Here is a 13,727-nt window from a genome sequence, read left to right on the forward strand (position 1 = left end):
CACATGACGACGACGGCGCCGCTTCCCTCGCAAGGGGAGCGGCGCCGTCGTCGTTAATGACGCCGGGGACGGTCAGCTGCGCTTGGCCGCTGCGGTCCTGGCGAGCAGCACCTTCTCGTCCACGGGGGCCTGGCCGCTGGCCCGCTGGCTCCGGAAGTAGGCCCGCGCCTCGTCCTGGCGGCCCTTTTCGGCGCCCGTGGCGACTGCGGCGCGCACATGCTCATCCCCATAGCCGAACGCCTCCACGAGGCCCAGCGCATGGGGCCGGATCTTTACCAGCAGCCTGTTGATGTACTCGCCCACCGTCCGGCCACGCTGCATGGAGAGACGCCCGTTCATGAGGTACCAGGACAGGTTTTTCTCGATCAGCGAGAGGCCGAAGAGGTCCCGCAGCCAGGTCAGGACCAGCCTGGTTCCGGGATCCTCCACCTCGCGGAGCGCGTCCGTGAAGGCTTCCCACTGCAGCAGCTCGGCGTGTGCCTGCGCGGCGTCGATGAGTTCGTTCTGGTGACGGTTGAACAGCGCGGCCCCCTTTTCCTGCGAGAGCCTGTTGCTGCCCCGGAGCGAGCCCGCTGCCTCCGCGACCATGGTCTGCACCCGGTCAGTGAGCAGCGCGCGCTGGCCTTCCTCGTCGCGCAGGGCGATGGCCGCCCGCTGCACGGAACCGGTGTCGGCCATGAACTGGGCAACCTGGCGCAGGCCGGTCCGGTGGATTGCGGCGCCGGTGGCCTGGCCCACCACGTAGCGGGCCAGGACACCGAAGTCCACGTTCCGGAACTCTTTGGCGTAGTCAGCCAGCAGGCGCTTCGCCACCAGCTGCAGAAGCACGGTGTTGTCACCTTCGAATGTGGCATAGACGTCCAGGTCCGCGCGCAGCGAGGCGAAACGGTTTTCGATCAGGAAGCCGGCACCGCCGCAGGCTTCCCGGCATTCCTGCAGGGTGTCCAAAGCATGCCATGTGCTCAGCGCCTTGAGTGCGGCAGCGAGGGTTTCCAGGTCCTGGCGGTCCTCGTCCGTGTCGTGGGCGCCTGAAAAGACGTCGTCGAACTTCTGCAGCAGTTGCTCGTGGGCGAACCCGGCGGCGTAGGTGGTTGCGAGCCGCGTGAACAGGCGCCGCTGGTGCCGCTGGTAGTCGAGCAGGACTTCCTCATCAGTGTGCGAGGAGGCATTGAACTGGCGGCGTTCAGTGGCGTACCCGATGGCCGCCTTCAGCGCCACTTTGGAGGCCGCCACCGCAGCGCCGTCCAGCGACACCCGTCCCTGGACCAGGGTGCCGAGCATGGTGAAGAACCGCCGGCCCGGGCTGGCAATGGGCGACGAATAGGTTCCGTCAGGAGCAACGTCACCGTAGCGGTTGAGGAGGTTTGTCCGGGGGATCCGGACGTTGGTGAAGTGCAGCCGGCCGTTGTCGATGCCGTTGAGCCCGCCCTTGATGCCGTCGTCCTCGCCCCCGATACCCGGCAGGAACTCCTTGGTCTCCGGGTCCCTAAGCTCCACGTAGAAGGCGTGGACGCCATGGTTAACTCCGCGGGTGACGAGCTGGGCGAACACAACGGCGCCCAGTCCGTCGGTGGCGGCGTTGCCGATGTAATCCTTCCAGGCGGCGCGGAAGGGGGTGTGCACCACGAACTCCTCTGTTGAGGGGTCGTAAGTAGCGGTGGTCGCAATGCTGGCCACGTCCGAGCCGTGACCCGTTTCAGTCATGGCGAAGCAGCCGGGAATGTCCAGGTTCATGATGCCGGGAAGCCAGGCGGCATGGTGTTCGGCAGTGCCGAGGTGCATGACCGCGGAGCCGAAGAGGCCCCACTGCACCCCGGCCTTGATCTGCAGCGAGGGATCGGCCACCACCAGCTCCTCGAAGCCGGCGATGTTGCCGCCGTGGTCATCGGAACCGCCCAGGGCCGCCGGGAACGCGCGGTGGACGGCTTCATTCTCCACCAGGTACCGCAGCTGCCCGAACACCCTTTTCCTGTGCTCGGTGTGCGTCAGGCCCTCGATTTTGTGGAGCTCGGGCCGGGCGGCAAGCTCCCGGGCCTGGAGCCGGACATCGGCCCACTTGCCCAGCAGCTGCCGGCCCAGCGCTTCCACGTCGACGGCGGGCTGGACCCGGGAAGGGCCCGGCGCGGTCTTGTTTGGGGCAGCGGGGCGCTGCCCTTTGCCGGCGGGACGGTCCACTACTTCAGTCATGTCAATGTCCTTCGTTGGTGCTGACAGTGCTTTGTGGTTTCGGTGATTGGTTGGGGTTGCGTGCCTGGCTGGTTCACGTATTAGGGTTGCCGGGCGCTCTGTTGGCGGCAGTGCCGGTCATCCGCGTGGTGCGGGCGAGAGCTCAGGGGCGATTCCTACGCAAAGCCAGGCTGTGATTTGCCGTGCCATCGCCTCCTGCCCGGGCTTGGCGGGGGAGTCCGGAGTGCTGAGCCACTGTTCCCCGGCGTTCCTTACCAGGCCGATCGCCGCCTTGGGCCAGTAGCCGATGACCGCCTGCTTATCATCGCCAAGGTGCGACCTCATGGGGGTGGCGATCATGTCAGCTACGGCGTCAAAGAAGTGCCCGAGCGCCCCGGACACTGCGCCGGAGGACCCCTCCGGATCGCCACTGCCGTACCGGGTGACAAAGGTGTAGACGTTGTGGCTGGTGTCAGCCATCTGGAGGTAGGCCGAGACCATGGCCAGGAGGCCTTCGCGCGGTGTGTCCGCGTTCTGGGCGGCTTCCTGGATCCGGCGCTGCATCTGGCTCAGGACAACTTCGCCCACCGCCTGCTGGAGCCCGGCTTTGTCGCCGAAGTAGCGGTAGAACACGGACTTCGAAGTGCCGGCCGCGGCAGCGATTTCTTCCATGGAAGCGTCGCTGCCCAGCTTGTGCACTGCCCGCCGGGCGGACTTGATCAGCTCCCGGCGGCGTTCCTCCCGGTGGCTTTGCCAGCGCGAAGAGCGGCCGTCGGGACTGCCGGGTGCAGGCTGCAGTACAGGACCGGTTTCGTGGTTGTTCACGATACTCAGCGTATCAGGTACGCTGGGTATCGGTAACCGCACGTGACCCGAGGAGATATCCATGTCCATTGACGGACAGTCCACCGCTGGACCCGAAGAAGCAGGCAGCATGAATGCCGGGGCCCCCGGCCTCCGCAGGGCGGTGATTGTCGGAGGAAACCGGATTCCGTTTGCCCGTGCCGGCGGTGCCTATGCAAAGTCCTCCAACCTGGACATGCTGACGGCGGCCCTGGACGGTCTCATCGCCAGGTTCGGCCTGCAGGACGAGCGCATTGGAGAAGTGGCTGCTGGGGCGGTCCTCAAGCACTCCCGGGACTTCAATCTCACCCGCGAAGCAGTACTGGGTTCCGCGCTCTCGGCCGAGACTCCTGCCTACGACCTGCAGCAGGCGTGTGCCACAGGCCTGGAGACCGTCGTTGGCCTGGCGAACAAGATCAAGCTGGGACAGATCGACTCGGCAGTGGCCGGCGGAGTGGATTCAGCCTCTGACGCCCCCGTTGTGGTCAGTGAGGGCCTCCGCGAAGTGATCCTGGACCTCAACCGGGCCAAGACGCTTCCACAGCGGTTGCAGGTCCTCAGCCGGCTGCGGCCCAAGGACCTGGCCCCGTTGGCTCCCGGTACAGCCGAGCCCAGGACCGGCCTGTCCATGGGGGAGCACCAGGCGCTGACCACATCCCAGTGGAAGATTTCGCGCGAGGCGCAGGATGAGCTGGCCTACAACAGCCACAGGAACCTCGCCGCCGCATACGACTCCGGTTTTTTCGATGACCTCCTCACGCCTTACCGTGGCCTTTCACGCGACGGCAACCTCCGCGCCGATACATCGCTCGAAAAGCTCGCCACGCTGAAACCGGTCTTCGGCAAGAACCTTGGTGCCGACGCCACCATGACTGCCGGCAACTCCACGCCGCTGACGGACGGGGCCTCAACTGTCCTGTTGGCTTCCGAGGACTGGGCGGATGCCCGCGACCTGCCCAAGCTCGCGGCCGTGGTGGACGCCGAGGCTGCCGCCGTCGACTTTGTCCATGGCAAGGATGGCCTGCTGATGGCCCCCGTGTATGCCGTGCCCAGGCTGCTGGCCCGGCAAGGCCTCACGCTTGCGGACATCGACTTCTTCGAAATCCATGAAGCGTTCGCCGCCACTGTCCTCAGCACGCTGGCGGCCTGGGAGGACGAGGAATTCGGCCGGACCCGGCTTGGCCTGGACGGAGCCTTTGGCAGCGTCGACCGTTCGCGCCTGAACGTCAACGGCTCATCCCTGGCCGCCGGCCATCCCTTCGCCGCCACCGGCGGCCGGATTGTTGCCTCCCTGGCCAAACAGCTCCACGCCAAAGGCAGCGCGGACGGCCGGCCCGCACGCGGCCTGGTCTCGGTCTGCGCCGCCGGCGGCCAGGGCGTCGTCTCAATTCTCGAATCACTGTAGGGGGCCCCGATGACAGACAAATATGCACAACTGGTGCACCACGGCATTGGCAGGGATGTGGCCAGGAAACTAGGACTGCCCCAGCCTGCCGTTCTGCGCCGATACCAGCCCGGGCAGCCCCTGATCACGGGCCCCGTGCTCGTTCAGGGGAATACCGCCGAGGCAGACAACCTGGCCGCCGAACTGCTCTCCTGGGAGCTCGATGTCCGGCGGCACGCGGTACCCCGCGAAAAACTGGGTGCCATCATCCTGGTCCTGGACGACGTGGCCAGCCCCGCTGATCTTGAAAAACCCGTCCTCACGGCGGCAGCCTCACTGCGGGACCTCGCCCCCGGCGGCCGGGTGGTCACAGTCTCCCGGCCGGCGTCAGAGGCAGATTCTCCGGCCACCGCCGCTGCCCGGCAGGGAATTGACGGGTTCCTGCGCTCGCTGGCCAAGGAACTGCGCGCCGGCGCCACCGGCAATGGCGTCGTCCTCCGCGAAGGCGTCCAGGCAACGAGCGCAGGCTCCCTGGCCGCCCTCCGGTTCTTCCTCTCGGGCCGTTCGGCCTTCGTGGACGGGCAATTCATCACCGTGTCCAGCACCGCCGGAGAACTCCCCGGCGACGTTGACCAGCCGCTGGCAGGCAAGATTGCCGTTGTCACCGGGGCTGCCCGCGGCATCGGCGCAGCCATTGCCCGCACACTGCACCGTGACGGCGCAAGGCTCATCCTCGTGGACGTCCCCGCCGCCGGCGACCAACTGGCGGCCGTGGCGAACGAAGTCCGGGGGACAGCCCTGCAGCTTGACATCAGCAGGGATGACGCCGGGCACCGGATCATCGCGCACGCGGCGCAGCGCCACGGACGCCTCGACGTCATGGTCCACAACGCGGGCATCACCCGGGATAAGCTGCTCGCCAACATGGACCACGCGAAGTGGAGCTCGGTGATCGGCATCAACATCACCGCTCAGCTCTGGATCAACGAAGCCCTGCTTGCGTCCGAACACTTCCGGGAATCCCCGCGTATTGTGTCAGTGGCCTCTACCAGCGGTATCGCCGGCAACAGGGGGCAGACCAACTACGCGGCGTCCAAGGCAGGGGTAATGGGAATGGTCAGGGCCAGCGCTCCGCTCCTGGCCGCGCACGGGGGCAGCATCAATGCCGTGGCCCCCGGCTTCATCGAAACCGAAATGACGGCGCGGATCCCCTTCGCAGTCAGGGAGATCGGACGGCGGTTGAACTCCCTGCAGCAGGGCGGCCAGCCAGCCGACGTTGCTGAAGCCATCGCGTTCCTGGCCAGCGATGCCGCCGCAGGGATCAACGGGGAGGTCCTGCGGGTATGCGGGCAGAACATGGTGGGGGCATGACGTCCGCCCAGCCGGTCATTTTGGGGGAGATGCCGTCGCTGTCGAAGCTGTACGTCAATGCAGCAGCGCAGGCCGCCCGCCGCCGGCTGTTGGGCACCCACGACGGAACGGCTCTTCCGGGCGAAAGCCATGAAGTGCGGGGAGTCGCCGTTGATGTTGCCACCCTCACCGCCTACCAGCACCTTATCGGCGAAACAGCCAGTGACGTGCTGCCAGCAGGATTCGTCCACGCACTTGCCTTTCCCCTGGCCATGAGCGTGATGAACAGGGATGATTTTCCCGTTCCGTTGCTCGGCATGATCCATCTTCGCAACAGCGTGGAGCAGCGAATTCCCGTTGTCTTCAGCGACGCCCTGGACATCACCGCCAGGGTGGAGAACCTGCGCGGGCACCGTGCAGGCACGCAGGTGGACGTCATCGCCGAGGTCCGCCGGGCCGGGACAGCTGAAATCTGCTGGCTTGGGATTTCCACCTACCTGGCCAAGGGAGTCTTCCTTCCGGGTATTGATAAACCTTCGCAGGCCCCTGCCCGGGCCGACTTCAAGGCACCTGACCCCACGGCCCTTTGGCAACTCGGCGTTGATACCGGGCGGGCTTACGCTGCGGTATCAGGCGACTTCAACCCCATCCACCTGAGCGTTCTCTCGGCCAAGGCATTGGGAATGCGGCGGTCCATAGCGCACGGGATGTACCTTGCCTCGCGGGCGCTCGCGGACGTGGGCGCGTCCCGTGGCGACTCCTTCGCCTGGGATGTGGACTTTGATGCCCCTGTGTTTCTTCCCTGCAGGGTTGCCTTGGAGATCAAAACGGAGGAGGGTCCTGCAGGAGCCTGGGGCCGGTCCGACTTCGTGGCTTGGAATCCCCGGTCAGGCCGGCGCCATTTCCACGGTTCAGTGAGTGCCCTGTAGCCTTACTCAGCCGGCCGTCCGGACAGCCCGCAGGATCCGGTGGAGGCTCAGGAGGACGGATTCGGATGCGGGAACCATTCCCTGGTCAGGCTGCCTCCCGGCGGTGGACGCGATGCACGCTTCCACCGCCGTCTTTGCCGCCTCGAGCTGCTCCTCCTGCTTGGCCGGGTCATCCTCGCTGAACGAGCGCAAAAGTTCACCGGTTGACTTCAGGGCATCAGCCAGCGGCTCGTTATCCTGCAGCGGAACCCCGTACGGCACGTCGCTCTCATAGATGACATCCGAGAGCACGTCCGTTATGTCCTGGATGTGGAAGGTCACGCGTTCCAGTTCGCGCAGGTTGCGGTAGTCAAGGTCAACGTCGCGGGGGTGGAGTTTGCGCCGCGGGTTTGCCCTGCGGCTCGCGTCCGCCTCCTTGACCAGATGCCGGACGGAGCGTGCGGCCGCTGAAAGCTCGTCCGAACGGCGCGACCAGTCCTCGTGTTTGGGGGGCCACTCTTCCAGAAGCGCTTTGCCCATGTCCGTGAGCTGTTTGCCGAGCGCGATGCGCAATTCGTCCAGGCTGGCTGCCGCGGCATTGAAGTGCAGCGGCGGAAAGATCAGGAAATTGACGCCGATACCCACGGCGACTCCCACACCCATCTGCAGGAGGTAGCCGAACGAAAAATCGTCCGGATCACTGCCGCCGACCAGCAGGACAAGCAGCGCCGCCGTCGGAATCCAGTCACTGCCCTTGCCAATTCCCGGAAGGCCGCCCAGCAGGACGCCGATGCCCATGATCAGTGCCACGGCAAGGGGGGATGGATCAGTCACGTTCACCAGCACGAACGCAAGGCCGATTCCCATGGCCAAGCCGGCAAGGGCCTGCATTCCCTGCTTAACTGAACCGGCAACGTTGTGGTACATGGCCACCAGCGCGCCCAGCGGCGCGTAGTAGGGGTAATTGGCTGCCGCGCCCGGCATCAGCGGGGCGATAAGGAAGGCTAGCCCTGCAGCAATTGCAGCCTTCGCCGCCAGTTGGAGCCGTTGCGTTGCAAAGGCCGCAGACAGCCCCGATACCGCCTGTTTGAGAAATTGGGTCCCGCCGGCCCAGCGGGCATCCGGGCGTACTTGAGGCTTGGTCATCAGCACAACGTTACGGGCGACCTGACGCTGCGGACAAAGCTGCTGGTCAGGCGTCCGCCCTGGGCGCGGGGACAGGACCGTTTAGGACAAAGCGGCCGCGGCACGGCGTACTTCGGCAGCGAGGCGGTGGGCCCGCCCTGGTGTCCGTCCGTCCTCCTGCCGCTGCGGGATGTAGCCGAAGCCGAGGCCGTAGGCCGGGTCCGCGAACGCGAGCGCGGCGTTGGCCCCCTCATGCCCGAACGCGCGGTGGCTGCCGAAGTTCCGGGACGGGTGTGGCTTCATGAAGACGACGGCGAACGCGTTGTCCAGGCCGGAGGAACGGTCAAGGCCCCACACCTGTTCCCGGGCCATGAGGTCAACGGTCGCAGCGTCCAGGAATGGTGTGCCTCCATCTATGCCCGTGGTGGCCGCCGCGTAGAGGCGGGCCAGGCCCTCAGCGGTTCCCACCCCTCCTGCCGCCGACATGCCGGCCGCCCGGACAGAGCGGATGTTGGGAAGTTCCATGATGTTGCTGACTGGGGCATTGCTGTTCATGCCTTCGAGGCTGAGCGGATCGAGCCAGGGCTGCTCCGGGCCGGCCGAATAGAGGACGTTCCTGTAGCGGGATTCCTGATCCTCCGGCAGTCCGAGGAAAAAATCGATGCCCAGCGGACCCCGAATCCGCCGCTCAAAGGCCTCCTGCAGCGTTTCACCGGCAGTGCGGCGGCACAGTTCCTCCATGATGATCCCGATGGTCAGCGCGTGGTAGCCGAACTGCGTGCCGGGCTCCCACGCCGGGACTGCTGCGGCGAGCCGGGCAGCGGCGGCGGCAGTGGTGAATTCATCCAGGGCGAAGCCGCCTTCGATGCCCATAAGCCCGGCCTGGTGGGACAAAGCCTGCCTGACCAGGAGCCGGTTTTTTCCATGCACTCCGAATTCAGGCCAGTAATGCGCCACCGTTTGGTCCAGGTCCAGCAGGCCGTCCTGCACCAGCAGCCCGATCACCATAGCGGCCACCCCTTTGGAACACGAGTACGCTCCCGTCACGGAGTCGGGAGCCATGCCGGGCCCGCCGGAAAGCCCCACTACCTGGATACCATCCTGGTAGGCGGCCAGCTGCCCGCTGTACTGCGGGTCCTCTTGCAGGAATGAGTCGAACAGTTCCAGGACGGCGCCGTATCCGGGCGCCACAAAGCCAAGTGATGTCTGCATGGCGCAAGTCTAGTCGGAAAGCGTTTACCGGCCTGGCTCCGCTTGGGGTTTGGGAGCGGCCCCGTGGCCGGGAGATACTTCCTCCCCTTCCTTGACGGGTCCGGGCGGTGTGCCGTCACCAAAGGGCCGGCCACCCAGCGATTCCCGGCCATGGGCTTCCAGCCAGCCGCCCAGGTCCGGACCCGCAGGGACGATGCCGGTGGGGTTTATGTCCTCATGGACGATGTAGTAGTGCTGCTTGATCTGCACGAAGTCGGTGGTATCCCCGAAACCGGGGGTCTGGAAGAGATCCCGCGCATAGCCCCAGAGTGCGGGCATTTCGGCGAGCTTCTGGCGGTTGCATTTGAAGTGGCCGTGGTAGACGGCGTCGAAGCGCGCCAGCGTGGTGAACAGCCGCACGTCCGCTTCCGTGATGGTGTCACCAACCAGGTAGCGCTGCCGCGAGAGCCGGTCTTCGAGCCAGTCCAGTGCGGACCACAACCGCGCGTAGGCGGCGTCGTAGGCTTCCTGGGACCCGGCGAAGCCGCAGCGGTACACCCCGTTGTTGACCTCGGTGAACACGCGCTTGTTGACCTTGTCGATCTCATCCCGAAGTGCCTCCGGGTACAGGTCCGGCGCTCCCGGCCGGTGGAACTGTGTCCATTCGGTAGCGAAGTCCAGGGTGATCTGCGGGAAGTTGTTGGTTACCACGGCGCCGCTGGCCACGTCCACGATTGCGGGGACGGTAATGCCCCGCGGGTAGCCAGGGAAACGCCTGAAGTAGGCATCCTGCAGTCTTTCGATACCCAGGACCGGGTCCACCCCTCCGGGGTCGAGGTCAAAGGTCCATGAGCGCGCATCGTGGGTGGGGCCGGGCTGTCCCAGGGAAATGGCGTCCTCCAGGCCGAGCAGGCGCCGGACGATGACGGTCCTGTTGGCCCAGGGGCACGCCCGTGCGGCGATCAGCCGGTACCGGCCCGCCTCCACGGGCCAGCCGGGTTCGCCCTTGGAGCCCGGGGTGGCATCTCTGGTGATGCGGTCCTCGATGTAATTGGTATCACGGTTGAATTCCGCGCCGCCGGTGACGTAGGCGCCCCGGGTGCTGTGCTCTGTGCCGCCTGCCCCGGTGGCTTGCTGCGTGGTGTCGGTTTCCTGGCTCATGGGACCAGCCTATGCTCCCGCGTAGAGGACTGTGGAGATGGGCTGCCAGGCCCACAGCCAGGAGCCCGCCACCAGGGCCGCGAAGAGTACGATCCACACGGCGGAGGGAATTGAGGTGGCGCGCCACAGCAGGTAGGCGTCAGAACTCGCCAGCCTTTCCCGCCGGCGCAGGTGAAGGTGCGCCAGCTTGATGAGGTCGCGCACGGCGGCCACCAGCAGCGCCATCCCCAGGATGACGGCCACGTGCCCGACGAATGCCTCCGGGACCAGGAGCACCAGGAGAAGTGTCACGGCGATTGCGGTGAAAGTAATAAGGATGCCGGCAAGATTGCGCAGGAACAGCAGCGAGGCAGCCAGGGCAAGGCCGCCAGCCGTGATGGCGGCCGGGCCCCAACCGTTGAATCCGCACCAGACAAACGCGGCGCCCACAATGGCCGGGACCGGGTAACCCCAAAAGCACGACCATGCGCTTGCAAGCCTGCTGCGGCTGTAGGTGGTGGTGGTTCCGGAATGGTCGAGGCGCAGGCGGATGCCTGACAGCCGCTGGCCGCTCAGCAATGCAGCGGCCGCATGCCCCATTTCGTGCGTTGCCGTGGCCAGCAGCCCGAAGTACTTCCAGGAACGCCGCGGAACGGACAAGGCGGCAGCGATCACCAGCACCAGCGCGAGTTCGGTAAACGTCACGTCAGGGGCGTCCGCCCGGCTGAAGGCATCCAGCAACTTATTCCACGGGTCGACTGATATGTTCATCAAAGCCAGGTGCCGGCCGGGTCATCGTGTGCCATACGCGCCACAGTACCGGGACGTCCTGGGTGCCGGCTTAAAGCCGAAAGGCACGCCAACGAAAAGGGCGTGCCTTAGGATCGGTGGGGCCGCGGATGTTCCCGAAGCCCCACGTCGACTGTGTTAACTAGCCTTCGCACTCGGTGCAGTAGCTGTGGCCATCCTTCTGGCGCGCTATCTGGGACCGGTGACGGACCAGGAAGCAGGAGTAGCAGGTGAATTCATCTTCAGCCTGCGGGATGACCTGTACCACGAGCTCTTCGGCCACGAACTCGCCTCCGGGCACGCCTGCGCCGTCAAGCCCGTCAGCCTCATCCAGTTCCAGCACAACGCTGCGGGCGTCGGGAGCATTAGCTGACTGGAGCTGCTCGAGTGAGTTGTCCTGCGATTCCTTGACGTCGGAGCGCAGTTCGTCGTAATCGGTTGCCACTTTAGGTGCTTCTCTTTTCTTTGGTTCGCCTGTCGCGTATGAAACGTACAGCATCACGAGGCTATTCCCCAATAGCCGGAGTATGTTGACCCTCCACTGGGTAAGGGTTGAAAGAAGGCATCCTGCGGTTTATCACCGCAGCATGGATGGCAGGGCAGCGGAGGACGTAGCGCACGGCGCGCGGTCTCTGCATTACGGGTAAGGGGTATACGTGGAGCAGCTCACTGCAGAGTTCGGTGGTTCCCGGCGGGTTGGTACCGGTGTTGGTCCTGTCCTGGAAAAGTTCCAGGACGTGACGAGGATCGCTGTATTGCGGGGCGGAGGCCTGGGCGACCTGGTCTTTGCAATTCCGGCCATGTCCGCCCTCAAGGCGGCTTATCCCGGCGCAACACTGACTTTGCTGGGCACCCCCGTGCACAAGGCACTGATCGACGCAACCACAAGTCCCGTGAATGAGGTGTGCGTGCTGCCCTTTGCTGAAGGCGTCCGCCCGGGGCAGGAGGCCACGGAGGAACTGGATACATTTTTTGATGCCATGCGCGAACGCGGGTTCGACCTTGCCGTCCAGCTCCATGGCGGAGGGCGGTATTCAAACCCGTTCCTCCTTCGCCTGGGAGCGCGGCACACGGTGGGCACCCGTACCGCGGACGCCGCCAGCCTGGAGCGGACGGTTCCCTACCTCTATTACCAGCATGAGCCGCTGAGGGCGCTGGAAGTCGCTGGCCTGGCCGGCGCCTTCCCCATCGACCTCGAGGCACGCCTGGCGCCGGCACCGGGACTTGCGTGCCCCGCCGTCGTAATGGACGACGGCGGCACCGGGCCTTTGGTGGTGGTCCATCCGGGCGCCACGGATCCCCGCCGCCGCTGGCCGGTTGCGCGGTTCGCTGAACTGGCGGCAGCGTGCGCCGCGGACGGGTTCCGGGTGGTGGTCATCGGGGATGAGAGCGAGCAGGAACTGGCCGGCGAGGTCGCGGAGCAGGCAGCCTCCGCCCACGTCCGATCCCTGGCCGGGGACCTTGACATGGGCGGGCTTGTGGCGCTGCTAGCCCGTGCGGCAGTGGTGGTTGGCAATGACAGCGGCCCCCGGCACCTCGCTCAGGCGCTGGGAGTGCCCACAGTGGGAGTGTTCTGGGCGGGCAACGTCATCAACGCCGGGGCGCTGGGCCGGAGCCTGCACCGCATACACGCATCCTGGGTGACCGCTTGCCCCTCCTGCGGGATAGACGTCACCCAGGTCGGCTGGACGGCGCCCCGGTGCCCCCATGACGACTCAGCCGTGGCAGATGTCTCGGTCCGTGATGTTTACGAGGACGTGCGGAGCCTGGCCGCCACAGAGCTGCCGAAAGAGGACGCATGAGCGGCGGGGAGGTCCTCACCAAGCCCGCGCCGGGGAACCTTGGCGACGCAAAACCCGAACTGCTGGTGCTGCGGGCCTTAAAGCTGGGGGACCTGCTGGTGGCCGTGCCCGCCCTTAAAGCCCTTCGCCGCGCCTTTCCTGAGCATCGCCTGCGGTACGCGGCCCAGGGGTGGCTGTCGGAGGCGTTGGGGCTGGTGGGCGGCTATGAGCTCCTGCCCACCCATGGCCTGGACGAGCCGCTGGCTTTGGAACCCGGCGTGGTCGATGTGGCAGTAAACCTCCACGGCAGCGGCCCGGAGAGCCAAGGAAGGATCGAAGCTTTGCAGGCGCGGCACACTATCGGGCACCGGAGCCAGCACCGGGACGGCCCGCCGTGGCGTGCCCACCTGCATGAAAGGGAGCGCTGGACGGCGCTCCTGGAATGGCACGGCATCGAAGCCGATCCGCTGGACATCCAGCTGCAGGCGCCCCATCGGCCCAGCCCCGTTCCCGGAGCCGCCGTCCTGCATGTCGGGGCAGCCTACGGCAGCCGCCTCTGGCCTGCCGAGCGGTTTGCCGCTGTTGCCTCTGCGCTCGCCGTGGCCGGGCACACCGTTGTTTTTACCGGCGGCAGCGGGGAAAGGGACCGCGCAGTGGAGGTGTGCCGGCAGTCCGGCCTTCCCGACGACGCCGTGCTGGCCGGGAGGCTGGGGTTGGGGGAGTTCGCCGCCACCATCGCCGCTGCCCGGCTGGTGATCTCCGCGGATACCGGCGCCGCGCACCTGGCGTCGGCCTACGGTACGCCGTCGGTGGTGTTGTTTGGGCCTGCCCCGCCCGAAATCTGGGGCCCGCCGCCGGGTCCCCACATAGTCCTGACCCGGGCTGAGCTGCGGCGGGGAGACACATTTGCCCATGAACCCGACCCCGCCCTGCTGGCGGTTACCGTGCCGGATGTGCTGGCCGCTGTGGGGGAGCTGGGCGTCCTTTAGGCCGGCCAGCCCATTGTCCTTAACGGCCACACCGGTAGGATCGCTTCAAGCTGCTAAGCCA

General features: G+C 66.2%; 12 protein-coding genes. 5 read left to right on the forward strand and 7 right to left on the reverse strand.

What is annotated here, in order from left to right:
- Nucleotides 1-72 precede the first annotated feature (72 nt).
- The gene (locus ABRP28_RS04910; RefSeq protein WP_350003341.1) at nucleotides 73-2,187 is read right to left on the reverse strand and encodes an acyl-CoA dehydrogenase; all 2,115 of its coding nucleotides are present in this window, start codon (nucleotides 2,185-2,187) and stop codon (nucleotides 73-75) included.
- Between the two features lie 117 nt (nucleotides 2,188-2,304).
- The gene (locus ABRP28_RS04915) at nucleotides 2,305-3,054 is read right to left on the reverse strand and encodes a TetR/AcrR family transcriptional regulator (RefSeq protein ID WP_350003405.1); all 750 of its coding nucleotides are present in this window, start codon (nucleotides 3,052-3,054) and stop codon (nucleotides 2,305-2,307) included.
- Between ABRP28_RS04915 and ABRP28_RS04920 the strand changes: the two genes are divergently transcribed.
- The 3 genes from ABRP28_RS04920 to ABRP28_RS04930 are packed head-to-tail and all read left to right on the forward strand — an operon-like array spanning nucleotide 3,053 to nucleotide 6,672.
- On the forward strand, nucleotides 3,053-4,414 hold the full coding sequence (locus ABRP28_RS04920; protein WP_350003340.1) for an acetyl-CoA C-acetyltransferase: 1,362 nt from the start codon (nucleotides 3,053-3,055) through the stop codon (nucleotides 4,412-4,414). The genes ABRP28_RS04915 and ABRP28_RS04920 overlap by 2 nt on opposite strands.
- 9 nt (nucleotides 4,415-4,423) lie before the next feature.
- Complete coding sequence (locus ABRP28_RS04925; protein ID WP_350003338.1) at nucleotides 4,424-5,764, forward strand: 3-oxoacyl-ACP reductase; 1,341 nt, start codon at nucleotides 4,424-4,426, stop codon at nucleotides 5,762-5,764.
- Nucleotides 5,761-6,672, forward strand: coding sequence for a MaoC/PaaZ C-terminal domain-containing protein (locus ABRP28_RS04930; protein WP_350003336.1), 912 nt, complete (start codon nucleotides 5,761-5,763; stop codon nucleotides 6,670-6,672). Before ABRP28_RS04925 ends, ABRP28_RS04930 begins: the two co-directional genes overlap by 4 nt.
- A 6-nt stretch (nucleotides 6,673-6,678) precedes the next feature.
- On the opposite strand, the gene ABRP28_RS04935 is transcribed toward ABRP28_RS04930, so the two are convergent.
- The 5 genes from ABRP28_RS04935 to ABRP28_RS04955 all read right to left on the reverse strand — a co-directional run bounded on the left by ABRP28_RS04935 (nucleotide 6,679) and on the right by ABRP28_RS04955 (nucleotide 11,341).
- Entirely contained in the window at nucleotides 6,679-7,797 is a 1,119-nt protein-coding gene (locus tag ABRP28_RS04935; RefSeq protein WP_350003332.1) for an aromatic acid exporter family protein, read from the reverse strand.
- Between the two features lie 81 nt (nucleotides 7,798-7,878).
- Nucleotides 7,879-8,988 carry a serine hydrolase domain-containing protein gene (locus ABRP28_RS04940; protein WP_350003330.1) on the reverse strand — a complete coding sequence of 370 codons (1,110 nt, stop codon included), beginning with the start codon at nucleotides 8,986-8,988 and terminating at the stop codon, nucleotides 7,879-7,881.
- A 24-nt stretch (nucleotides 8,989-9,012) separates the two neighbouring features.
- Entirely contained in the window at nucleotides 9,013-10,128 is a 1,116-nt protein-coding gene (locus tag ABRP28_RS04945; RefSeq protein WP_350003327.1) for a glutathione S-transferase family protein, read from the reverse strand.
- A gap of 9 nt (nucleotides 10,129-10,137) precedes the next feature.
- Entirely contained in the window at nucleotides 10,138-10,878 is a 741-nt protein-coding gene (locus ABRP28_RS04950) for a M50 family metallopeptidase (RefSeq protein ID WP_350003325.1), read from the reverse strand.
- Between the two features lie 160 nt (nucleotides 10,879-11,038).
- The gene (locus tag ABRP28_RS04955) at nucleotides 11,039-11,341 is read right to left on the reverse strand and encodes a DUF4193 domain-containing protein (RefSeq protein WP_066275770.1); all 303 of its coding nucleotides are present in this window, start codon (nucleotides 11,339-11,341) and stop codon (nucleotides 11,039-11,041) included.
- Between the two features lie 211 nt (nucleotides 11,342-11,552).
- Here ABRP28_RS04955 and ABRP28_RS04960 point away from each other — a divergent pair, with 211 nt between their 5' ends.
- Entirely contained in the window at nucleotides 11,553-12,698 is a 1,146-nt protein-coding gene (locus ABRP28_RS04960; protein ID WP_350003323.1) for a glycosyltransferase family 9 protein, read from the forward strand.
- Nucleotides 12,695-13,666: a glycosyltransferase family 9 protein gene (locus tag ABRP28_RS04965; RefSeq protein ID WP_350003322.1), complete on the forward strand. Its 972-nt coding sequence runs from the start codon at nucleotides 12,695-12,697 to the stop codon at nucleotides 13,664-13,666. The genes ABRP28_RS04960 and ABRP28_RS04965 overlap by 4 nt, the downstream gene beginning before the upstream one ends.
- Nucleotides 13,667-13,727: the final 61 nt, after the last annotated feature.

The organism is Pseudarthrobacter sp. WHRI 8279, assembly GCF_040224115.2.
Classification (GTDB): domain Bacteria; phylum Actinomycetota; class Actinomycetes; order Actinomycetales; family Micrococcaceae; genus Arthrobacter.